This is a genomic window from Shimia ponticola (genome assembly GCF_007995215.1).
GTDB lineage: Bacteria > Pseudomonadota > Alphaproteobacteria > Rhodobacterales > Rhodobacteraceae > Shimia_B > Shimia_B ponticola.
This window is the reverse complement of sequence record NZ_VCDK01000006.1, coordinates 562689-585441: the sequence shown is the minus strand read 5'-3', so window position 1 is coordinate 585441 and position 22753 is coordinate 562689. Positions and strand designations below refer to the sequence as shown.

Below are 22753 nucleotides of genomic sequence, written 5' to 3'. Positions count from 1 at the left end.
TGATCAGTGGTTGTGACCGGAATGGTCTTCGTCCTTGTCGCCGTGGTCCATGGCCCCGTGATCATGTGACCCATGCCCTTGCATCCCGCCATGGGACGCCTTGCGTTCATTGTCGACCGGTATGCTCACCACCATGTCGCCCGCATTCTCGAACGTCAGCGTCACATCGATTTCATCGCCTTGCTCCAGTCCTTCAGTCAGGCCCATCAGCATCACGTGCAATCCGCCGCGCTGCAAAACGGTGGTTTCACCGGCGGGGATTGGGATACCGCCTTCGACCTCGCGCATGCGCATGACGCCGTTTTCATCCTCGGTATGGGTGTGTAGTTCGACACGCGCTGCGATATCTGTCGCAGCCGAAATCAGTTGATCATCTGTGTCGCTGTGGTTCGTGATCGCCATGAAGGCCGCGCCGGATGTCGACATGGACGTCGCGCTGCGCGCATAGGGGTCATCGATCATAAGCCCCATGCCATCGGCGAAAACGGGGGACGAGAAGGTAAGGGCCGCAGCCAGAACGGGCGCAGTCGCGCGCGCAAAGAGTTTGGTCAGCATTGGAAAGCTCCGAGTATTGGATGTCTGTCAGTTTGTTGGTTCAAACCGAAACAGGCGGCCCCCGGGAGCGTTGTTGGTGCCCGCGCAGACCGTCGGTCTGCGGTGCGGTGCGACTCAGTGAAAGCGTCGTGGCCGAAGTGTCTGTGAAAAAAACAGAGGACTGCCCCGCATCAACCGCGGCCAACAGAGTGCCAATGACCTCTGGGCATAGCGTCCAGCCTTCGACCTCTTGACCATTGGCGTCCAGATGGATGGTGACGGCGGCATGACCGCGACAGATCACGATGGTCGAGGTGGGTTCCGCTGCGCCCGTCGCAACGCCAGCAGCGAGGTGCGTGACACTTGCCACCACCAGCCACAGGCCAATTAGAGTGCGACGCAATAACATGGGTGTGGATGTAAACAATCCGGCCTGCGTAACAAGCGGACAAAATGAAACAGCCCCGCCGGATCGGCAGGGCTGTACATCAGTTCCGCAATATGGTCAGGGGCTTACGCCGACGCCTGCGCCTTTGCGATGTCTTTTTTGATCTTCAGCGCGTTGGCCGACAGCTCTTCGTCTTTGGCTTTGGCAAGGAACGCGTCAAGGCCACCACGATGGTCGACCGAGCGCAGAGCCGAAGCCGAGATGCGCAGTTTGAACGAGCGATCCAGCACTTCCGAGTGCAGGGTCTGGTCGTTCAGGTTCGGCAGAAACCGACGCTTGGTCTTGTTGTTGGCGTGGCTGACGTTGTTGCCAGTCATCGGGCCTTTTCCGGTCAATTCACAGCGGCGCGACATCGTCCACTCCTCGTTTCATATCTTCGTCTGGTCGGGCGCCCGTCAACGGGCAAAGCCCCGCGTGCGCAGGGCCCTTAATTCGGTTCGCGCGGTTTAGGCGGGGATGAGGATGGGGTCAAGAGGATTCGGGTCGAGCAGACATGGAAGTCCCTGAAGGCCTATGACCTCTTTAGACTTCTGTCTTTCGGCACGTTTAAGTGGGTCTCTCCCGTCCACGGTCAGTAGCTTTGCATCCGCCAAAATTCGAAGCGGAGCGAACGGCTGCTTTATGTCTCAGGTCCCAATCCTCTACGGTGATTGCGGCCAGCCCAAGACAGTTCTCGAAAACGACGCCCGTCGCTATCTCCGAAACCCTCGCTTCGCAGGGGCCTTTGCCTCAATCGCCGCAAGCAGTTCAGCCATCTTCACCGGCTTGGTGAGGATGGAGGTATCAAGCTTCTTCTCTTTGAGCACATCCTGCGCATCTGCGGCATACCCCGAGACCATTATCGTTGACAGGTTTGGATGGAGATCAACGGCAATACTCAGGAGATCTAGACCTTGAATCGAGCCGGGCATCACGTTGTCGGTTACTAGAACATCCGGACATAAACCGCCACGGAGCATCGCAGCGGCTCCGTCGCCATTGGTCGCGACAGACACCTGATGGCCATGCTCGGTGATCTGGGTCTCAAGCAACTGCCGAACGGCGATGTCATCTTCCACCAACAACACGTGCGAACACGCCTTATCGAGGATGTTTGGAGGCGAGGAGTTTTCAGCAATTTTCATGCCTCTGTCGACAGCAGGAATGAGCAGGGAAAACGTTGAGCCGACATTGATCTCGCTCTCGACAAACACGGTGCCGTTGGATTGTTTTGCAAACCCCTGAACCATCGAAAGGCCAAGCCCTGACCCCTTTCCAACCCCTTTTGTCGTAAAGAATGGATCGAAAATACTCTGAAGCGTGTCCTTTGGAATGCCGGTACCAGTGTCTGATACCCGAAAGCGAACGAAATGCCCCTGTGGGATATCGTGAGCCAGTCGATGCGACTCTTCGCGGGAAACACCAAGCTCATCCACTTGTAGGTGCAGTGTCCCGCCGTCAGGCATGGCGTCGCGCGCATTGACCGCAAGGTTGAGCAACGCGACATCCAATTGGTGCCGATCCACAAGAACTTCACTTATTCCCGGTTTCACCGAGGTGGAAATCCGAATGCTCTCTGGCAACACCCGGTCCACCATTGTCTTGAAGTCCGTGAGAATGTCCTTTGGGTCATGCTGCTTGGGCTCCAACCTGGATTGACCAGCAAATGTCAGCAAATGCGAGGCCAGCGACGAGCCACGTTGCGCTGCCTTGATGATCTCGTCAGCGAACCTCTGCTTTTCCTCTTCGGAGGAACTCTCTTTCACAAGCTCAGCGTTGCCTAGCGATACAGCAAGCACATTGTTGAAGTCATGCGCCACCCCGGCAACGAGACGCCCGAGTATCTCCTGCCGTTGGGACCGGTTAAGGGCCTGTTTCGTCCACTCGAATTGACTGTGTTTGTCGCTGGCGTTCATCAAGGCGAGATAAAAGTAGGGTGATATACACAAGAGTGTCACAAAGGCTGCGGCGGTTTCGGCGGACAGGCCAAACTCGGCGAATATCAGACACGCGATTGCTAGGAACCCTAGCCAAATAGGCCCAACGACACAGGCAATGATTGGGCGGAACGTGGCGTGGAACACCATGATGTTGATCGTTGCGGCGACCAGAAGAGCCAAGGCCGCCATCTTGAAAATGTCGCCTTCAATCGACCAGACCGCCACGGCCAACGCGTTGTAGAACAATGCGCGCAAAGTCAGCGTCACCAGCACCGAAGAATAAAGAGACGGATCTCGCAGAGACAACGCTCTCGCCGCGACGAACTTTTCCAAAGTGAACAAGGAGACGTAGCAAACCGCCATCAGTGACAGCGCCCAAGCGTTGAGCAAGACAGCAGCTGACAGACTCCCCAAAAGCATCAGGCCGACATGTGAAAAGTACATGACGCTCCACAATTGCTCGGCTTGGGCGATCGACTCGATTTGTGTTAGCCGTAACCCGGCTTTGTCGATAGGACGATTCACGATGCCTCTCGATTGCGATGCAAGCTATTTTGCTGCTTCACGGGCATTTCGTCCAGATCGGACACTCGGCTCTACCGCTAGGGTTGTGGTGCGCATTTTTTCTGGCAGTTCGCCTATCGACCAACACCCGGCTGTCGTTCCGTTGGCCACCTGAAGGTGCATGGTCGAAACATGCTGGGTGAACGTGCCCAATTTGGCTCATTCGCGCATTGATTTACAGGTTAGGGGGCCACAGCCATTACCGAACCTTCACCCCAAAACCCGAGCCGCCGCTACCGATGGTGCAACTTGACCTTCGGCAACCGCCTGCCCCATGCGCTCCATTTCATCCTTGGTCTCGGGGTCTGCAAGCGCACGCGCAAGGAGGGCTGATTGAACCTCTTCCTGAAACCACCCCACAGCTTGTGATCTGCGGCGGGCCTCCCAATGGCCGTGGTCTTTGCGCCAATTCGCGAGCGTTTGCATTTCGTCCCAGGCTTCATACAGCCCTACTCCGTCATAGGCCGACATAGTTAGCGCCTTGGGGAAATCGTCGGGGTCCTGTGGACGTTTTCGCAGGAGGCGGAGCGCGCCAGCATAGTCGGCGCAGGTGCGGATGGCTTGGGCGCGCAGGTCGCCGTCGGCTTTGTTCACAAGGATCAGGTCGGCCATCTCCATGATGCCGCGTTTCACGCCCTGAAGCTCATCGCCGCCCGCGGGTGCCAAGAGCAAGACAAAGAGGTCGCACATCTCGGCGACCATCGTCTCGGACTGGCCGACGCCCACGGTTTCGATCAGCACCACATCATAGCCCGCGCCTTCGCACACTTGCACCGCCTCGCGCGTCCGGCGCGCGACGCCGCCAAGATGGGATTGTGAGGGGGACGGTCGGATAAAGGCGTTGGGGTGGCGCGACAGCTGTTCCATTCTGGTTTTGTCACCAAGAATCGAACCGCCGGTGCGCGCCGATGATGGGTCCACGGCAAGCACCGCCACCTTCTTCCCCGCTTCGGCCAGCATTAGACCAAAGGCTTCGATAAAGGTCGATTTGCCGACACCCGGCGTGCCGGACAGCCCGATCCGCAGGGCCTGACGGTCGATTGGCAGGTGCCCCAACATCTCTTGCGCCTGTGCGCGATGGTCCGCGCGCCCGCTTTCGATCAATGTGATCGCGCGGGCAATGGCGCGACGGTTTCCGGTGGCAACTTGAGCGGCAAGGTCTTGGATCATGGCCAGCGGTATGGCGGGAGCGGACGCAGAGGTCTAGAGGTCAGAAGACCCTGATGGGACGAATGTCTGACGCGGCCAGTTCAGGGGCCTCAATCCCCCACAGATCGCTCAGCAAACCTAGATATACGCCGCGATAGTCCGAGGTGTGAACCAGATCACCGTCCACCAGCCGATCAAGCGATACCCGCTTACCAGCAAACCCGCCCGCCACCTGCCCACCGGCCACAAACACAGGCGCAGCGGTCCCGTGATCGGTGCCGAATGAGGCATTCTCGCGCGCCGTCCGACCGAACTCGGAATACGTGACCATGGTCACCTGATCCCAAAGACCAATGGTTTTCATGGCGGATGCGAACGCGCCGACCGCCTCTGACAAGTCCGACAGCAGCAGACTGTGTTCATCCGGCTGGTTGTCGTGGGTGTCGTAGCCATCTTGCACGACCTTCAGGACCGGAGCATCGACGCCAGCCTCAAGCAGACGTGCGGCCACGCGCAGTTGGTTTCCAAGCTCGGTGTCCGGGAACGCGAAATGACGCGCCGCGCTGCGTTCGAGACGGCGACTGATGCCCTCCCCGGTGATCTGCGCGCTGTCATAGGTGTTCAGTACGTGACCCAGAGGTGAGGATGCCAGAACAGGCCGCACAGCATGGCGGCGGTTCGGCAGGCTTTCGATCATCTCGGCAAACCCTTCTTCATCCCTGAGGGCTGAAAACCGTCCGGGTCCACGCAGTGGTCCCATATCGCCGCCCAGCGTTACGCCCGAGGCAACGTCAGCCTGCGGCGCGCGCCCTTCAGAAAACGCCGTTGAAATCCAACCGGTTTCAGATGTGCTTTCGGCCCCCATGCCCGCATTCCAGATCTCAATCGAGCGAAAATGCGACCGGTTCGGGTTGGGATAGCCGACGCCCTCAACGATGCTCAGCGTGCCGTCTTCCCACAGATCCGCCATGTCGCGCATCGCGGGATGAAGGCCAGTGTCACGGTCAAGGCTGAGCGTGGTGGATTTGTTCAGACCTATTGTCGGACGCAAACCGCGATAGGCGGGGTCTGTGACGGGCACGACAGTGTTCAGCCCGTCATTGCCGCCAGCCAATTCGATCAGGATCAGAATATTGCCGGTATTGGCCGCACGCGCAGCGGCGAAGCCGGGAAGGTTCAAGAGCGGCAGACTGGCTGCGCCCGCGCCAAGGGCTGTCAGAAAGCGGCGACGATTGGGTGAAAATGTCATGGGTCCGTCCTCTTAGTTCAGTTGAAATTCGGGTGCTGTGATCAAGGCCTCGACCTGCGCGCGGGCGTCGCCTTCGGGCATCGGGCGGCTCATCAAGGTGATCGGCAGCAACACATCCTCTGCTGTCGCGCCATCGGGCAGCGCCGCCATCCAATCGCTTATGCTGGCATAGACAAAAGGTGGTGCCGTCGGGCGACCGGGCGTGCCGTCGTAATCTTCGAACATCGCGTCGATATCCGCGAGGCTGCTCACCTGATCCAAACCGGCCAAACCGAGTTTTTCCGGTTGGCTCGCGCCCTGCACGAGGTTGCCAGTAGGACTGCCAAAGATATCCTGCCCCGCCTGAGCAACCTGCCGTGCGACGCGTTTCATCTGGCGATAGGTCGGTGGGCTAAAATCCTCCTCGGGTGCCTCGGTCCAGAGAAGCTGTTCCGTGGTGGACGCAAGAAGCGTCGGCATGTGCCCTGCCAGCGCCCCGAGGAACGCGCGGGCCTTTGGTGTCACGTCATCGTAGTAGTCCGCCATCTCGGCATCCATCGGAAGCCAGACCCAAGCGTCACCGTCTTCGGTCTCGAATTCGGCCCCAAAGAGGCAACCCGGTTCACAATCGCCGACGAAAATCGACACCTCCGGTGCCTCACGCCCAAACTGTTCGACGTAAAACGGCAGCGACCGGAAGGTTTCACCACCAAAGCTGACGTCAAAGAGCGTCAGGAACGCGCCGCGAAACGGCTGCCCATCCTCACGGCCCGCTTCGCCGTCGATCGCAAAGACCTGACCGACGCGGAGGTCACTGGGTCCGGCAGTGATTGCTGGCGAGGACTTGCCCGCCATCATCGGATCGCGGGCATAGCCCGCACGATCGGTCTCGAGCGCTTCGGCCATCAAGGTGGCCCGGCTGACGGCGCTGGCATCGGTGACCCACGCGGTTCCGGACGGCCAACCGCCCACATTAGGCGGCATGAAGGGCATCTGCCCCATCTCTTCTGCAGCCCAGATCATCTGACCGGTGTCGATCCCGTCCAAACCCAGCGTGCGCACGGTGCCCACGAGCAGTTCGATTGGGGATTTCACCAACCGACCCCGGTTTTCCACGGACCAGAAGGCATCCGTCAGGAAGAGCGCCTCAAGCAGTGGCTTCATCTGCAGTTCGTTCGACTTCCAAACCTCAACCAGCCGCGTGATTTCGGTAGGATCAGGCACGTCAGACACAAAATGCAGCCAAAGCTTTTCCACGATGTAAGGGCCAAAATTCGCATCAGCCGTCACGATGTCGGTCAGATCATCCGCGCCGAACCGCCCAGTCTGACCAAGGATCGTTTTCGTCCCGGCATCGTGATCCTCCGCATAAAACGCATAGCGGCCCCCATCAAAGGCCCCGATGGAATGCCCAGTCAGAGCGCGCGCGGCCTCCTTCACATCCTTTTCGGTGTAGCCGCGCCCCTGCCCCAGAGTGAACAGTTCCAGAAACTCGCGCCCAAGGTTCTCATTCGGAGCCTCTTTGGAGTTTTCGGTATTGCTCAGAAACTCCAGCATGGCCGGATCGCGCAGGATTGCATCTGCGAGAGCAGCAAAATCTCCGGCGGCATGTGTCCGGAACAGTCGGTTCTGGTCCGCCATCCAACGGGGATTTTCGGCATTGCCATAGGACGTTGCAAAATGGTCATGCCAGAACAGGACCAACCGTTCGGTCAACGGTGACGGGGTCGCGACCATCTCGGCCAGCCACCAACCTGCGAGATCCTCGAATTCAAGGTAACGGTTCGCGAAGAATAATTCCTGTTCGGTCTGACCAAGCGCAAAGATCAGATCAGTTGGATAGTGCCACCCTGTCGTCCATATGGGCATCGGGATCGAGGGAGCGGTTCGTGATCCACCGACGATCTCGGCCACAGCCTCGGTATAGGATTTGCCGACAAATGCGCTGATTTCGTCCGGGGACGCACCGAACCCTGTCCGTGCCAGCAAATGTCGCGCCTCAGCGGCGTCCATCGCATCGGGTCCGGCCAGCGCATCAGCCGCACACAGGACCATTGCCGTCGAACCAATCAATCGGGCCAAATTCGTCATCAGACACTCCTTCGTGGATCACGAAGACACATCTAAGGGCGTTCGCCGGTTGCGTGTTTTACAACTCCGGGGCGGAAATCATACGGTTTTGTATGATTTTCCTAAGTGTCTGATTAGGCAGGAATTTTCACTTCGAAAACCGCGCCGGTCGTGCCCTCCAGAAGGGTCACGTCGCCGCCATGCAGTTCCGCGATCGCCTTTACAAGGCTCAACCCCAACCCATTGCCGGGCGTGTTGCGGCTCTGGTCGCCCCGGTGGAAACGATCAAACAGGCGCGCACGGTCGATAGGCGATACTCCCGGCCCGTCATCGCCGACACGTAGAACGACAGCGTCCCGGGCTTGCTCCAATTCAACAAACACGCGCGCCGCATCGCGGGAATGCTCGATAGCGTTTTCGAGAAGGTTCGACAGGAGCTGCTGCAACAACTCGCGGTCACCGGTGGTTGCAACGCCTTTGGCCACCCGCACGTCCAGCGATTTCTGAGCGTCATCGAAGAGCGGCGCGAAGCTATCGGCCATGTCTTGCGCCAGCGTAGAGACATCAACCTGCCCAAACCCAGCGCGCCTGCGTCCCGTTTCGACCTCACCCAATCGCAAAAGCGCGTCGAACACGCGCAAAAGGCCGTCGAGATACCTTTCTGCCTTTTCGATATGCGCATGTGCTGCGTCAGAGTCATTTAGATCGCGGCGGATCAGGTCCAGCCGCCCGGCCACATTGGCCAGCGGCGTTTTCAGGTCATGGGCCACGCCGACAGACACAGCCTCGATATTGCGGTTCAGTTGAGCCAGCTTATCCAGCATCCCGTTGATTTCTGACGACAGGCGGTCGAATTCATCGCCCGTGCCCTGCAATTCGACCCGACTTTGCATCCGGCCTGACACAACGGCCCCAGCTGTGTCTGAAATAGCCTCGATCCGCGCCAGCACACCACGGCTGAGCAGAAACCCGATGATCAAGGACAGCGGGAGACCCACAAGGATCAGGGCATAGGTCATCTGAGGCATCAGCCAGCCCCAGTAGTATTCCCGTTCTGGCACAAAGAGCGCGATTGTGCCCCACGCCTCATCCCCCAAACCAAAGGCTTCCGCGCGCAGGCCTTCGTCCAGTGTCGGGTGATCCAGGTAGACCAGCTCTGCCGCGTCATCGGGCCACAAGCCCGGATAGCCCACCAGCACGTCATCATCGAAGTTGCGGATCGCGACAACGATCTGCTCTTCTTCCAATCGGGCAAGGATGACGTCGTCGTCCCACTCGGCCGCATCCCCGATCCTGTGCAGGTCCAGCGCGGCCTCGATCCCACCTTCCTGAAAGGCGTCTTCTGTTTCCGCAATCTCTGCCTCGATCCGCGCCCATTCCTCTCCTTCGATTTGAAGGATGGCAATGAACCCAATCAGCCAGACAAGACCCACCGCGACAGCGATATAGCCCATCGACGCCGCCACCGTCCGGCGGAAGATATTCGAAGCAAGAACCCTAGTCCGGGTCATGGATCATGTATCCTGACCCGTGCACGGTGCGGATCATCTCGGTGTCAAAAGGTTTGTCCAGCTTGGCGCGCAGACGGCTCATATGCGTCTGAACAAGGCTGGTTTTCGGATCAAACCGATACCCCCACACCTTTTCAAGCAGCATGGACCGCGTGACGACTTCACCCGCGTGTTCCACGATCACGTCGAGCAGTTTGTACTCGATCGGTGACAGGTCCAACACCACATCGCCCCGGCGCGCCTGACGCGCCAAACGGTCGATATGCAATGATCCCAGCCGTCTTTCATTCACTTCCTCCACGATCTCGGGCCTGCGGGCGATGCTCTTGATCCGGGCGATCAATTCGCTCAGCGCGAAGGGTTTGACGAGGTAGTCATCTGCACCGCTTTCCAGCCCTTCGACCCTGTCATCAATTCCGGACATTGCCGTCAACAGTATGACAGGTGTTGTCACCCCGGCCCCGCGCATCAACTTAAGCGCGCTCAACCCGTCCATACCCGGCATCATACGATCGAGGATGATCACGTCGAACCGCCGCGCCCCCAGATCCAGCAGCGCGGGCTGCGGGTTATCGTGCACGGTCACATCCCACCCGGCCTCTGACAGGCCACGAGTCAGAAATTCCCGCGTTTCGGCTTCATCTTCAACGACGAGCACCTGCATTGATGAACCCTACTGCTTGTTACAGATGTGAACGTGCCTGAATTCGCCGCTCGTGTCAGCCCGTCCTGCGACCGGGTTGACGGGCGCGGCCGGCTGGCCCTTAACCAGCTTATGAATTCACCAGCTTTGCCCATTGATCCGATATTGCCAGAGTTGTGCGCGGCGCTGGTGACGCATGGGCGCGCGGTGCTGCAAGCACCACCCGGCGCGGGCAAGACAACACGCGTCCCTCTGGCGCTGCTTGATCATGTGCCGGGCAAGCTCATCATGTTGGAACCTCGGCGGCTCGCAGCCAAAGGTGCCGCGGCGCGACTGGCGCAGACGCTGGGCGAAAAACCCGGACAAACCGTGGGCTACCGCATGCGCGGCGACAGCGTGGCAGGTAGACGGATCGAGGTGGTGACCGAAGGAATCCTGACCCGGATGCTGCAAAGCGACCCGGAACTGCGCGGTATTTCTACTCTGATCTTTGACGAATTCCACGAGCGGTCGCTGAATGCCGATCTGGGTCTGGCACTGGCGTGGGAGGTGCGGCAGGCGCTGCGCGATGATCTGAACATCCTCGTGATGTCGGCCACTTTGGACGCAGGCCCGGTTGCGCGGATGTTAGACGACGCACCCATCATCACCTCAGAAGGCCGCACCTATCCCGTCGATGTGACCTATAACGACCGCCCACGCGACAAATCTCAGCGGTTGGAACCCTTTGTGGCGGGGCATATCACCCAGATGCTGGATCAAACCGAAGGCGGCATTCTAGTATTTCTGCCGGGTGAGGGTGAAATCAAACGCACGCTTTCGGCCCTGCCGGACCAACCGGGTGTGAGCTACCACCCGCTCTATGGCGCGCTGCCCTTTGCCGACCAGCAGGCCGCCATCCAACCCACGAAACAGAAGCGCAAGGTCGTGTTGGCGACGTCTATCGCTGAGACCTCATTGACCATCGAAGACGTCCGCGTTGTGATTGATGCTGGCCTAGCCCGCCGTGCGCGGTTTGATCCGGGGTCTGGCATGAGCCGCCTTGTCACCGAACGTGCCAGCCGGGCCGAAGCAGAACAACGCGCCGGTCGTGCGGGTCGTGTGGCACCAGGTCAGGCGCTGCGCCTTTGGACAGCGGGCGAACAGGGGGCGCGCGCGGCCTTTGCCCCGGCCGAAATTGAAACAGCCGACCTTACAGGGCTGGTTTTGGAACTGGCCGAATGGGGCGCGGATGCCGATGACCTTGCATTCCTGACCCAGCCACCGCCCGGACCGCTGGCTGAAGCCCGGGATTTGCTGACCCGATTGGGCGCCTTGCAGGGCGGCTCGCTGACCGACCACGGGCGCCGCATGGCGCGTCTCCCCGTGCATCCCCGTCTGGCGCATATGCTACTGCGCGCGGGACCCGAGGCGGCAGCGCTCGCAGCCCTTTTTTCGGCTCGCGATCCGGTGGAAACGCGCAACACGGCGCTGTCTCTCAGGCTTGAGGCCATCAGGGACACGGGCCGCTTTCGGAAAGAGCGCGCATTTCCCACTCGCGACGGCGCGCTGCGCACGATTAAGGACGAAGCAAAACGCCTGCGCAAAATGGCAGGGCCTGCATCCACACTCAGCGACGCCGAATCCGCGGCACTGGCCTATCCAGACCGCATCGGCGCGCGGCGCAAGGGGACCGCGCCGCGTTATGTGCTGTCCGGTGGCAAGGGTGCTGTCCTGCCAGATGGTGATCCGTCCGAGGCCCCGTTCATCGTGGCCCTCGATACGGATGGCGACCGGCGAGAAGCGCGGATCAGGCTGGCGGCGCCCATTGCCGAAGGATCGATCAGGGAGCTTTTTGTCGACAGCGTCACGCAGGAAAACATCTGCGAATGGTCCAAGCGTGACAGCCGTGTTCTAGCGCGCAGCCGCGAAATGCTGGGGGCGCTAGCCTTGACCGACCAGACGTGGTCGGACCCGGAGCCCGACGCGGTGGCGCGCGCTATGTGTGATGGGATCGCTGAGATCGGCCTGTGCCTCGACGCCAAATCGCGGCTTTTTCAGGCGCGTGTGTTGCGCGCACGAGCGGTTGCACCCGACCTACCTGACCTGTCCGACGAGCATCTGATGGCCACGCTCATCGATTGGCTGCCGCCTTTTCTGGCGGGCATCACAACGGCAACCGCATGGCGGCAGGCGTCAAAACTTGCTGCGCTGAAATCGCTCTTGGACTGGTCGCAATCCCAACGGCTGGATGAGATCGTTCCAGAGAGTTTCACAACCCCATTGGGCCGCCAGATCGCGATTGATTACAGCGGCGAGACGCCTGAAATCGCGTTGCGCCTGCAGGAACTTTTTGGCCAGACGACGCACCCGCAAGTGGCTGGTCAGCCTTTGCTGATCACACTCCTGTCGCCCGCCCAGCGCCCGGTTCAGACCACAGCCGACCTGCCCGGCTTTTGGTCAGGCTCTTACGCCGACGTCCGCAAGGATATGCGCGCGCGCTATCCCAAACACCCGTGGCCCGAAGACCCCACCCAAGCCGACCCAACGCTGCGGGCCAAGCGCCGAAAATAAAGATCAGTCTTTGGCCCACGGGCCATGGTGGCTGCCCTCTTCATCCAGCCGTTCGAAGGAATGCGCGCCAAAGTAGTCTCGCATACCCTGAATGACGTCTGCCGTTCCGCGTTCTTGCCGGATTTCGTCAAACCAGCTCAACGCGGAAGAAAGCGCAGGTACAGGCAAACCACGGAGTACAGCAGCAGACACAATGCGCCGCAACGCGCCCACGTTCTGGGTCAGAAGCGGTGCAAAGTGGTCTGACAGAACCAGACGCCCACCCGGCAGATCGCCGCGAAACGCCGTGGCGATGTCATCGAGAAGCGATGACCGAATGATGCAGCCCGCACGCCAGATTTCCGCGATGCGCGCGTAATCAAGGCCCCAGCCAAATTCTTCATCCGCCGCCTTCAGAATTCGGAAGCCCTGCGCATAGGCTAGGATACGAGCCGTAAAGAGCGCTGCTTCAAGCTCACGTTCGTCAAAGCGCAAGCCGTATTCCTCGACCCCGGCAGGTGTCAGGATCGGCGCGGCGATCCTGCGGGTCTCACGTTCAGACGACAGCACCCGCGCGCCCACAGCAGCTTCGATGATCGAGGCAGACTGCCCCATGCGGATCGCTTCGATCACGGTCCAGCGCCCGGTGCCCTTTTGCCCCGCCTGATCGACAATCACATCGACCAAAGCCTGACCCGTCTTTGGGTCTTTGGCATCCAAGACATGCCCGGTAATTTCCACAAGATAGGATTGCAGCCGCCCCTCATTCCACGTGTGAAAGAGCGGTGCGATCTGCTCGGCCTGCAGGCCTTCTCCATCGCGCAAAAGTCCGTAAACCTCGGCGATCAGCTGCATGTCGGCATATTCAATCCCGTTATGCACGGTCTTCACGAAATGCCCTGCGCCATCGGTTCCCAGATGCGCCACACAGGGCGACCCTTCGTATTTCGCGGCAATCGCCTCAAGTATGGGCTGGATCGGCTCCCACGCCTCTGGTGAACCACCCACCATCATCGAAGGTCCCTTTCGCGCGCCCTCTTCTCCGCCCGAGACACCAACACCTAGAAACCGAAATCCTGCATCCTCGACCCGTTTCACGCGCGCCTGCGTGTCGCGGAAATCGCTGTTGCCGCCGTCGATGATCGTATCGCCCGGGGCCAGATGCGGCAGCAGCGCGTCGATGGTCTGATCGACCGGGTCGCCTGCAGGCACCATCATCAGGATCGCACGCGGTGTCGGCATCGACGCCACCAGCGCCTCAATGCTGTCCGCCTTGCTAAGGCGCGGGGCAAGGTCGCCAGCCCTGTCAATCAGCGCATCGATTGTAGAGGAATCGAGGTTGTATAGCGCAACATCATGGCCGTTCTCGGCCATATTCAAAGCCAAGGCCGATCCCATCGTGCCGACGCCGACCAAACCCATATGTGCCACTGCCATCGCCTGCCCTCATGTCAAATGCGCGTTGTATTGCGAGTGCAACTTATGGAGCCGCCAGACCTCTGCAACCCCCGATGTCGCGCATCCGGGGTGCGAGGTCACACAGTAGGCTGGCAGAACGTCACTTCGGCACCATGGAAATGGTGACAAGCAACCCACTTGCTCCGCCGGTCAAACGGATTCTGCGATCACCTTTGGTGTAGATCAAATCACCCTGATGTTCCCAACCGTCATCCATCAGCCCGCGCACGGCCGCGTTGCGCGCAAAGAGCAGGCGAAACGGCGCATTCGTCACAGTGATATTGCAGATGTCCCGCCGACCGATACTCAACAGAACCTTGGTGCCCCCGGGCACGGAAAAACTCCCCGGCGTGACCTGACGTACATAACCGATATTGGCTTCGCCAAATCCAGCGGCCGCCAGATCCGCCTTTGGGAGCACGCCGGTAGAATAAAACCGCGCACAGGCATTGGCCGGGACAACCAACGCATCCGCAGCGCTGTCATTCATAATTTCGGCATTTTTGGCAGCATTCGCCTGCTGCTCAGGGGTCTGCTGACACGCGACAAGGGCCAGGGCAGCCAAGGTCATAAAAATACTACGCTTCATCGGATACTCCACACGCGATACAGAAATGTTATGCCACGACATGCCGCAAGGCCGCGTTCGGAGCAAGACCAGCAATGCCCCGAAAGCCTGTTGGCATCAGCCGTTCACGCACCAGCGCATGATCGCCTTTTGCGCATGCAGGCGGTTTTCAGCTTCATCGAAGATCACGGATTGAGGGCCGTCCATGACGGAACTTGTGACCTCTTCTTCGCGATGGGCTGGCAGGCAATGCATGAATAGCGCTTGCTCCCCGGCTGCGGCCATCAGGTCATCGTTGACTTGATAAGGGCGCAACTGATTGTGGCGGCGTTCCTTGGTGGTCTGGCTGTCATGCATCGACACCCATGTGTCCGCGACAATCAAATCCGCACCTTCAACCGCCTTGAACGGGTCGCGTTCGACAATCACCTTGCTGCCCGCTTTGCGAGCTGCCGCCATGAACTCGGCCTCCGGTTCGAGCGTCTGGGGACCGGTGAAGGTGAAATCAAATCCGAATTGCTGCGCCCCGTGCAGAAAAGACGCGCAGACATTGTTGCCATCTCCGCACCATACGACCTTTTTGCCGACAATCGGGCCACGGTGTTCTTCGAAGGTCATGATGTCGGCCATGATCTGACAGGGGTGCGTGCGGTTGGTCAGGCCGTTGATCACCGGAACTGTCGCATGTTCGGCCAGCTCCAGAAGCGTTTCTTCTTCGAAGGTCCGGATCATGATGAGATCGACATAGCGGCTGAGGACGCGCGCCGTGTCAGCGATGGTTTCGCCATGGCCAAGCTGCATGTCGCTACCCGACAGCACCATGGTCTGCCCGCCCATCTGACGCACGCCCACGTCAAAGGATGTCCGCGTGCGCGTCGATGGCTTTTCAAAAATCAGCGCGACCATGTGATTGGCGAGCGGTTGATCGGCATCCGGCGTCCCTTTGGGCAGCCCTTGGCGGGCATCCTTGGTCACCTGCGCTTGCGTGAGAATGGACCGCAGCGTTTCAGGGTCGGTTTTGTTGATGTCTAGAAAATGGTTCATCGGGTGGCTCTTTCTTGAGAGCTGGGATCTGGGAGTTTTGCACCACCAGACCCCCGCAGAGGTATTTTTGGAAAGATGAAGATCAGGGGTGGATCATGACTTGGACGGGATCGCCATCTTCGCAGGGTCGGATATCAAGCGGTCGGAACCCAGCCCGGGTATAGGCGGCGATTGCACGGGTGTTTCGTGGGTCCGGGTCCGTCAGCACCGTCGGATAGGAGCGGCGCAGTTCGGTCAAGCGCGCAGCAATATAGCCCGCGCCGTGCCCCTGCCCCAGAAAAGCGGGGTCGCCCAGAAACGTATCAATTGCCCGGGCGTCTTTGTCCTGATCGACATAGTGCGGCGCATCAAAGGCGTGGGCATTGTAGTCCTGGATATAGGCAAAGGGTGCGCCGTCGCAGAGCGCCACGCGCATGTCGACCTTGTCCTCGGCCATGTCCTCTTCGACAAGGCGGGCTTCGGTCCCCGGGTCGCCCCACCATCCGGCGATATGGTCGTTGGCGAGCCACTCCTTAAACATCGGCAGGTCCGCGCGCGTCATGGGGCGAAAGCTATACTGCGGCATCTCCGCCCCCTTTCAGCGCGGATGCCGCAGCGTCCAGCCGGGAAATGGCCTCAAGAATGTCGCCGTCTGGGATATTCAGCGCAGGCAATAGCCGCACGACATTGTCTCCGGCCCCGACCGTCAGGACCTGTTCTGCCAGCCCCGCGGCAACGACTTCGGTATTGGGGACCACACATTTGAGACCAAGCATGAGGCCCGCGCCGCGCACCTCTTCGAAGACCTCTGGATGGCTCGCCACCAAGCCCTCCAGCTTTTGCCGGAAGAGGCCCGCCTTGCGCCCGACATCGGCGAGGAAGTCGCGATCCGACACGATATCCATCACCTTGCATCCAACGGCACAGCCCAGTGGGTTGCCGCCATAGGTCGATCCGTGGGTTCCTGCGGTCATGCCGCTTGCTGCATCTTCGGTCGCCAGAACGCAGCCGAGGGGGAAGCCCCCACCGATGCCCTTGGCCACCATCATGATGTCGGGTGCGATGCCGGACCATTCGTGGGCAAAGAGTTTGCCCGTGCGGCCGACGCCGCATTGGACCTCGTCAAAGATCAAAAGCAGCCCATGTTCGTCGCACAGATCACGCAGCCCTTTCAGGCAGACATCGGGCAACACGTTGATGCCGCCTTCGCCCTGCACAGGTTCCACGAGGATCGCGGCAGTGGTGTCGGTGATCGCTGGCGCGATGGCATCGTGATCAGCAAAAGGCAAATGCACGAAACCCGGCAAAAGCGGGCCGAAGCCATGGGTCATCTTTTCCGACCCAGCCGCCGCAATCCCGGCCGAGGAGCGCCCATGGAATGACCCGGCAAAAGTGATGATATCTACGCGTTCCGGCTGACCTTTGTCGTGGAAATACTTGCGCGCCATTTTCACAGCCAGTTCGCAGCTTTCCGTGCCTGAATTGGTAAAGAACACAGTATCAGCAAAGGTGTTGGCGACCAGTTTGTCTGCCAACGCCTGTTGCTTGGGAATGCCGTAAAGGTTCGACGTGTGCCAAAGCTGTCCCGCCTGTTCGGCCAACGCATCCACCAGCGGCGGCGCGGCATGTCCCAGACAGTTCACGGCAATCCCGGCCCCGAGGTCCAGATAACGTCGGCCGTCTTCCTCAATCAGCCAGCTGCCTTCGCCTTTGACGAAGTTCAGCGGTGCGCGATTGTAGGTCGGCAAGATCGACGGGATCATGGTCTTGGTCCTTGGATTTATAGAGGCGCTTACGTGGCGTAGCCTTGGCCTGATTGTCAATGAAAGAGATGGCGCAGGTGCAGCGGGCTGACCCGTTGGATGGGTCAGGTCGGACGTATTAGTATCGACGTCGCGTGGTGCTGCGTGTCAGTGCCATGGCTGCCGGATAGCGGGCCGCGTGGCGTTTGACCAGAAAAATCTGATCAGGTCTTGAGCCGATAGCCGCTGCGGAACCCCAACCACACCACGATGCCAACCGCCAATGCGGCGATGCCGACCACGGTCAACGACATCGCGGGTGCGGTGTCACTAGTGCCCAGAAATGACCACCGCACCCCGTCGATGATGTAGAAGAACGGGTTGAACCGCGTTATCGTCTCCAACACCGGCGGCAAAGCGGTGACCGAGTAAAACGTGCCAGACAGGAACGCGAGCGGCGTAATGATAAAATTGGTGATCGCCGCCTGCTGGTCGAACTTTTGCGCTTGCATGCCGGTCAGAAGGCCCAGCCCCGCCATAAACGCGCCGCCCAGCACAACAAAAGCCAGCGCCCAGATAGGATGCGCGACGCCCTGCCCCAGAACGATGCCGGTGGCGATGGCCAGCACCAACCCGATCATAAGCCCGCGCATGATCCCACCAGCCAGATAGCCGACGGTCAACTCCCACCCAGAAAGCGGCGGCATAAGTGTGTCGACGATATTGCCCATAACCTTGGCCGACATCAGGCTGCTTGATGTGTTCGCAAAAGCATTCTGGATCACCGTCATGGCGATCAGCCCCGGGACAAGAAACGTCGTAAAGGACACGCCCATCACATCGCCGCGCCGTTCGCCAACGGCGATGGTGAAGATCACCAAGAACAGGCCAGCCGTGACCAAAGGCGCAAGGATTGTCTGCGTTGGAATGGCCAGAAACCGCTGGCATTCACGCTGGACCAGCGTCCACAGACCCAGCCAATTGACCCGCCCAAAGCGCCGCGTGCCCATTTGCATCTGATTTTCCTGTCGCAAATCCGCTGCCCCCGGTTGTTCTTGGCTGTGCGAAGGCCTAAAGTAAGGCGCTAGCGCGGGCAGGCCAAGGGTCTGCCCTGCTTGTTTAATGCTCTGTTTCACAAACCGGGTCTGCATCGCAAGGATGCTGTCCCGCCTGGAGGCCACTGGATGTCCTGGACTGACGAACGCGTTGAAATCCTGAAGAAGATGTGGGGCGAAGGCCAATCCGCCTCTGTCATCGCCAAGGAGTTGGGTGGCGTGACCCGCAACGCGGTGATCGGCAAGGTCCACCGCCTGGGTCTGTCGAACCGTGCCGGGACAACGGCGTCGAAACCCGCCGCCAAGGAAAAGCCCAAGGCAGAGGCCAAACCCAAGGTCGAGCCAAAGCCGGAGCCAAAGACCGAAAGCGCAACGCCGCCCGCGACACCGATCCCGGCCGTGCGCAAGATCATTCCAGCGGGCCAACCCCTGCCACCGCAGCCATCCGCCAATGAGATCAGCCCAGAGGCGCTGGCCAAGGTGAACGAGGTTGAAAAAGGGGCCAAGAAGCTCAAGCTGATGGAACTGACAGAACGGACCTGCAAATGGCCGATTGGCGACCCCGCCACCGAAGACTTCTGGTTCTGCGGCCTGCCCGTCCAATCCGGCAAGCCATACTGTGAAGCGCATGTCGGTGTGGCGTTCCAGCCCATGAGCTCGCGTCGAGATCGTCGGCGGTAAAGCCAAGCGTCCCTTAAAACAAATATAGGCCGGGCTTTTGCCCGGCTTTTTCTTTGCCTTGCACGCCCGCCGCACAACCCTAAGGTGGCAAAACGAGGGTCGGTGCAGGGCAGGGTTTTGGAAATACTGGTCAAATTGTTTGAGGTTTTGTTGGCCGATGGGCATTGGGTTATCACCTTTGGACCCGTGCTCTTTGTCGTGCTCTGGCAAGTGTCACCGATGGGCAAATTGCATCTGGATGCGCAGACCGACCAACGCAAACGCCATATCGGGCGGCTGATCCAGAACAAACCGCATGACCGCTATCGCAAGGTGATTGAGCCGATTTTGAACGGGATCGACCGTCGGCTGACGCCCGAGGGCGAAAAGAGATTGGGCGCCGCGCAGGTGGCTTGGTCGCCCGGGTTGTTTCAGGTGATAGCAATCTCGGCGTTTGCCTATCCGGTTTTGTCCGCCATTGCTCAATGGGTATCGGGCAGTGCGATCACCTTCGGCGCGCAAGAGGTCCTCGCCCAGGGCTCTGAGATGCAGCGGCTGAAAATCGGGGCACTTCTAGCGGTTACTAGCGCTTTGTTCTTGGCTTCCGAGGTATCAAAATCATGGCTGCGCCTGCCATCGTTTGTGTTCGCAGTCGTGATTTTATTGGGCGCAGTCCTTTTCGCGGATTGGTTGGGCATTCCGCAAGACATCGCATTCGCATTCGCATTCGTAGCCGTAACCGTAACCGCAGCCGCAGCCGCAGCCACAACCGCAACCGCATTCGTAGCCGCTTTCGTAGCCGCAACCGCAGCCGCAGCCGCATTCGCAGCCGCAACCGCAGCTGCATTCGCAGCCGCAGGCGCCGCCGCAGCCGCATTCGCAGCCGTGTTGGTAGCTGCAGGCGCAGGCGCAGCCGCAGCCGCATTGTGGGCAAAGCGCATGGCAGAGCGCACCGACAGCACATGGCCTTTGGTGGCCCTTTATAATGCATTCCTCGCAATCTCTGCTACCGTCATGATGTTCAACCCGCCGTCCAGCAGTCCCGCTGAGCAGGCCTATCCCCTGATCATGCTCGGCCTCCTCCCCCTCATGAACACACTGGCTGACTTCGCCTCCGTCGGCCTCACCCGCTTCCTGCTTCGTCAAGGCCTCACCAATCTCGGCCCTTGGCGCGCAACGCTGGACATCATCGGCGGTGCCGCGATCTTCGCCCTATTAGGCTGCGGCGCAATTACCTATTTTCACCTTGTGACCTTCTCAGACGGCACGCCCATCTTCGACATGCAAACTCTCTTTGACGGGCTTGTCAGCAACCCGGGTGCCTATTCATGGCTTGGGTTCATGCTGCTTACCACGCTCATTCCAACCGCGCTCCACGCCATCATCGCACTTGGGGCCATTGGGTTTCAGCAACCTCTCTGGCTGCGCACCAGGCTGGTGAATTTGCTATCTTCTGACGTCGAAACCGACCGGGCGTGGGGCGTTGCGGCCTACTGCGCGCTGTGGTCCTGCGCGGGTTGGGCCGTTGTCGCCCTGCTCTATGCCATCGCCACGATGAACCACGGTGCGGTCATAGAGGCCATAATCGCCGCCTTCCGCGCCTATGCGATCCTGATCGGTGCTGTCACACCCTAATTCCGGCCCAGCAGCCCGCCGAGCCCCTTGCGCAGCTCGTCCTCTAGCTTGTCCTTCACCTCATCCTCGATGCGGTTCTGTTCCTCTTTCAGGCGCTGTTCCAGCTTTGCTTCTTCTTGCTTCAGCCGCTCTTCCAGTTTGGCCTTTTCGGCCTCAAGCCGGGCCTTGGCTTCGGCCTCCAGCTTTTCCGTCTCAAGCCGCAGGCGTTCTTGCGCGGCGTATTCAAGGTCGGGGTAAATGCGCGGGCTGGCCCAAGGGCCTTCGAACCGGACCGGGATCGCGATGCCGCCTTGCCCTTCGATCGCGACACGCGGGACGATCACATAGTCCATCCGCTGCCGCCCCAGATCAATCGACCCTTCCCCTTTGGCCGTGAAAATCTGAGCCTGCACATCCAAATCGCTGTTGCGCAACACGCCGTTCTCGATGGCAAACGACGCCCCAAGGGAGCGAAAGATCGTCGTGGCCGCGTCGCTCACCGCCTCTTGGCCTTGAAACAACGCGGCTAGGTCAAATCCCGTGATCTCGCCCGCGCCGATATCAAGGCGCCCGTCGCCCGACAGGCTCCGCATGATTTGGTCCAAATTGCCGCCTACGCCGAGGAAACTCAGCTGCGCATTGCCCACACCGCGCATCCGCTCGAACCCCGCAAGGTCGGTCAACAGCGCCTGAATGGCCACGGTGCGCCCATCCATTGCGCCACCTACACTCAACCCATTGCGATTATTGACAACAAACCGCCCGGTCAGCGCGCCGCCAAACGCCTGCGCACGGGTGATTTCGGCCACCACACGGGCATTGTCCACTGTCAGGGATAGCGCCGCATCGGTCATCTGGGTGGCCCCAAGGTTCAGCCCCTGCGCCGCAATCTGCACGTCGGCATTCAGCGCAGACAGGGCGCTGGCATCAATCGGGTCCTGCGACCACCCTGACCCAGAAGCAGGCTCCGAGGCGCTGCCTTCCTCAGCAGACAGGAACGACAGGTCCAACGCCCCTGCACTCAGATTGGCGGACACGAACGGCACGTCCTCTAACCGAACCGAGGCGGGTCCGGTCAGACGGTTCACACCCAGACGATAGGTTCCACCGTTCAACGCTATCCGCTCAGACGTGGCCTCCAACGCCCCTGCAACCTCAATCGGCAGGAACTCTGCCGGCACCGCCGCATCTGCACCGGCAAGTGCCGCCAGTTGCGTGGGGTTCGGCAGAACCGCTGTGATATCGCCCGCCAAGGCACCCTCGGGCGACAGGCTCCCGCCATAGCGCACCGTATTGCCGCCAATGCTAGCATCCAGCGCAACCGTAACCGGCAACCCTTCGAGCAATCCACGCACTGGAGTGACGTCGGCGGTTACATCAACGGACTGGCCATTCAACCGCAGATCGGCAACCACGTTCAGTGCGGCGTCCAGATTGGGCAGCGCAGCTGTCAGGTTCAGGGCCTCAACGGCATATGCCATGCCGGACCCGTCGCTGTAGCGCACGGTCCCGTTCTGGATCGACAACGCCTCAATCGACAAATCGGTCAAAGAGGCGCCGCCAGAGGCGTCTGCCCCGGCATCCGAGCCGCCAAAACTCCAGTTTGCCGTCCCATCCGCGCGCTGTTCCAAAATCAGAACCGGGTCGATCAGCGTCACCTCGCGCACCTGCACCTCGCGCGACAGCAAAGCCTGCAAATCGACGGCAACTGACAGGCTTTCTCCTTCGATCAACGGTGCCCCGCCTTCGAAGCCTGCAACCGAAAATGCCCCCGTCCGCACCCCAAGGTTTGGAAAGATCTGAGGCCGCACATCACCCGACAGAATGACATCTCGTCCCAGCACGGCGGTCACCTGATCCCCCGCGATCCGCGCGAGCCGATCACCGGGCAAGGCAAAAAGCCCCCCGACCAGAACGGCACACATAACAACAACCAAAACGATCAAACGGACCAGAAAACGCACCATGGGTTTCTCCTTTGCAGCTCGACTAGCGCGCCTTGAGACGTCACGCAACGCAGCCCGCCTCTTTCACG

Annotated in this window: 19 protein-coding genes; 3 read left to right on the top strand and 16 right to left on the bottom strand. The window is 60.1% G+C overall.

The genetic code is table 11. The features are described from left to right. Positions 1-3: 3 nt before the first annotated feature. The 9 genes from FE702_RS16355 to FE702_RS16315 all read right to left on the bottom strand — a co-directional run bounded on the left by FE702_RS16355 (position 4) and on the right by FE702_RS16315 (position 10087). Positions 4-555 (bottom strand): copper chaperone PCu(A)C, encoded by a 552-nt coding sequence (locus FE702_RS16355; RefSeq protein ID WP_255449711.1) that lies wholly within the window; start codon positions 553-555, stop codon positions 4-6. Positions 556-595: 40 nt separating this feature from the next. Then, the gene (locus tag FE702_RS16350) at positions 596-943 is read right to left on the bottom strand and encodes a hypothetical protein (protein WP_147127380.1); all 348 of its coding nucleotides are present in this window, start codon (positions 941-943) and stop codon (positions 596-598) included. A gap of 104 nt (positions 944-1047) precedes the next feature. Further along, a complete protein-coding gene (gene rpmB, locus FE702_RS16345; RefSeq protein ID WP_147127379.1) occupies positions 1048-1335 on the bottom strand; it encodes a 50S ribosomal protein L28 in 288 nt (95 codons plus the stop codon). A 339-nt stretch (positions 1336-1674) separates the two neighbouring features. After that, positions 1675-3426 carry an ATP-binding protein gene (locus FE702_RS16340; protein ID WP_147127378.1) on the bottom strand — a complete coding sequence of 584 codons (1752 nt, stop codon included), beginning with the start codon at positions 3424-3426 and terminating at the stop codon, positions 1675-1677. Between the two features lie 249 nt (positions 3427-3675). Continuing rightward, entirely contained in the window at positions 3676-4635 is a 960-nt protein-coding gene (meaB, locus tag FE702_RS16335) for a methylmalonyl Co-A mutase-associated GTPase MeaB (protein ID WP_147127377.1), read from the bottom strand. 40 nt (positions 4636-4675) lie between these two features. Next, positions 4676-5863 carry a DUF1501 domain-containing protein gene (locus FE702_RS16330; protein ID WP_147127376.1) on the bottom strand — a complete coding sequence of 396 codons (1188 nt, stop codon included), beginning with the start codon at positions 5861-5863 and terminating at the stop codon, positions 4676-4678. A gap of 12 nt (positions 5864-5875) precedes the next feature. Next, on the bottom strand, positions 5876-7933 hold the full coding sequence (locus FE702_RS16325; RefSeq protein WP_147127375.1) for a DUF1800 domain-containing protein: 2058 nt from the start codon (positions 7931-7933) through the stop codon (positions 5876-5878). A gap of 113 nt (positions 7934-8046) precedes the next feature. Next, positions 8047-9423 carry a HAMP domain-containing sensor histidine kinase gene (locus FE702_RS16320; RefSeq protein WP_147127374.1) on the bottom strand — a complete coding sequence of 459 codons (1377 nt, stop codon included), beginning with the start codon at positions 9421-9423 and terminating at the stop codon, positions 8047-8049. Next, positions 9410-10087: a response regulator transcription factor gene (locus tag FE702_RS16315; protein ID WP_147127373.1), complete on the bottom strand. Its 678-nt coding sequence runs from the start codon at positions 10085-10087 to the stop codon at positions 9410-9412. Before FE702_RS16315 ends, FE702_RS16320 begins: the two co-directional genes overlap by 14 nt. A 111-nt stretch (positions 10088-10198) precedes the next feature. Between FE702_RS16315 and hrpB the strand changes: the two genes are divergently transcribed. Next, positions 10199-12619, top strand: coding sequence for an ATP-dependent helicase HrpB (gene hrpB / locus FE702_RS16310; RefSeq protein ID WP_147127372.1), 2421 nt, complete (start codon positions 10199-10201; stop codon positions 12617-12619). Positions 12620-12622: 3 nt separating this feature from the next. On the opposite strand, the gene gndA is transcribed toward hrpB, so the two are convergent. The 6 genes from gndA to FE702_RS16280 form a co-directional block, all read right to left on the bottom strand. Then, positions 12623-14035, bottom strand: a complete 1413-nt coding sequence (gndA, locus tag FE702_RS16305; RefSeq protein ID WP_147127371.1) for an NADP-dependent phosphogluconate dehydrogenase — start codon at positions 14033-14035, stop codon at positions 12623-12625. Between the two features lie 121 nt (positions 14036-14156). After that, entirely contained in the window at positions 14157-14645 is a 489-nt protein-coding gene (locus FE702_RS16300; protein WP_147127370.1) for a hypothetical protein, read from the bottom strand. A gap of 96 nt (positions 14646-14741) precedes the next feature. After that, the gene (gene argF / locus FE702_RS16295) at positions 14742-15668 is read right to left on the bottom strand and encodes an ornithine carbamoyltransferase (RefSeq protein ID WP_147127369.1); all 927 of its coding nucleotides are present in this window, start codon (positions 15666-15668) and stop codon (positions 14742-14744) included. An 82-nt stretch (positions 15669-15750) separates the two neighbouring features. Then, complete coding sequence (locus FE702_RS16290; RefSeq protein ID WP_147127368.1) at positions 15751-16233, bottom strand: GNAT family N-acetyltransferase; 483 nt, start codon at positions 16231-16233, stop codon at positions 15751-15753. Beyond that, on the bottom strand, positions 16220-17410 hold the full coding sequence (locus FE702_RS16285; RefSeq protein WP_147127367.1) for an aspartate aminotransferase family protein: 1191 nt from the start codon (positions 17408-17410) through the stop codon (positions 16220-16222). The genes FE702_RS16290 and FE702_RS16285 overlap by 14 nt, the downstream gene beginning before the upstream one ends. Before the next feature lie 203 nt (positions 17411-17613). Continuing rightward, positions 17614-18399 (bottom strand): ABC transporter permease, encoded by a 786-nt coding sequence (locus FE702_RS16280; RefSeq protein WP_147127476.1) that lies wholly within the window; start codon positions 18397-18399, stop codon positions 17614-17616. Between the two features lie 174 nt (positions 18400-18573). Here FE702_RS16280 and FE702_RS16275 point away from each other — a divergent pair, with 174 nt between their 5' ends. Further along, the gene (locus tag FE702_RS16275) at positions 18574-19125 is read left to right on the top strand and encodes a GcrA family cell cycle regulator (protein ID WP_147127366.1); all 552 of its coding nucleotides are present in this window, start codon (positions 18574-18576) and stop codon (positions 19123-19125) included. A 117-nt stretch (positions 19126-19242) separates the two neighbouring features. After that, entirely contained in the window at positions 19243-20739 is a 1497-nt protein-coding gene (locus FE702_RS18675; RefSeq protein ID WP_222611824.1) for a hypothetical protein, read from the top strand. Here the strand turns inward: FE702_RS18675 and FE702_RS16270 are convergent. After that, positions 20736-22685, bottom strand: a complete 1950-nt coding sequence (locus FE702_RS16270; protein ID WP_147127365.1) for an AsmA family protein — start codon at positions 22683-22685, stop codon at positions 20736-20738. The genes FE702_RS18675 and FE702_RS16270 overlap by 4 nt on opposite strands. Positions 22686-22753 lie beyond the last annotated feature (68 nt).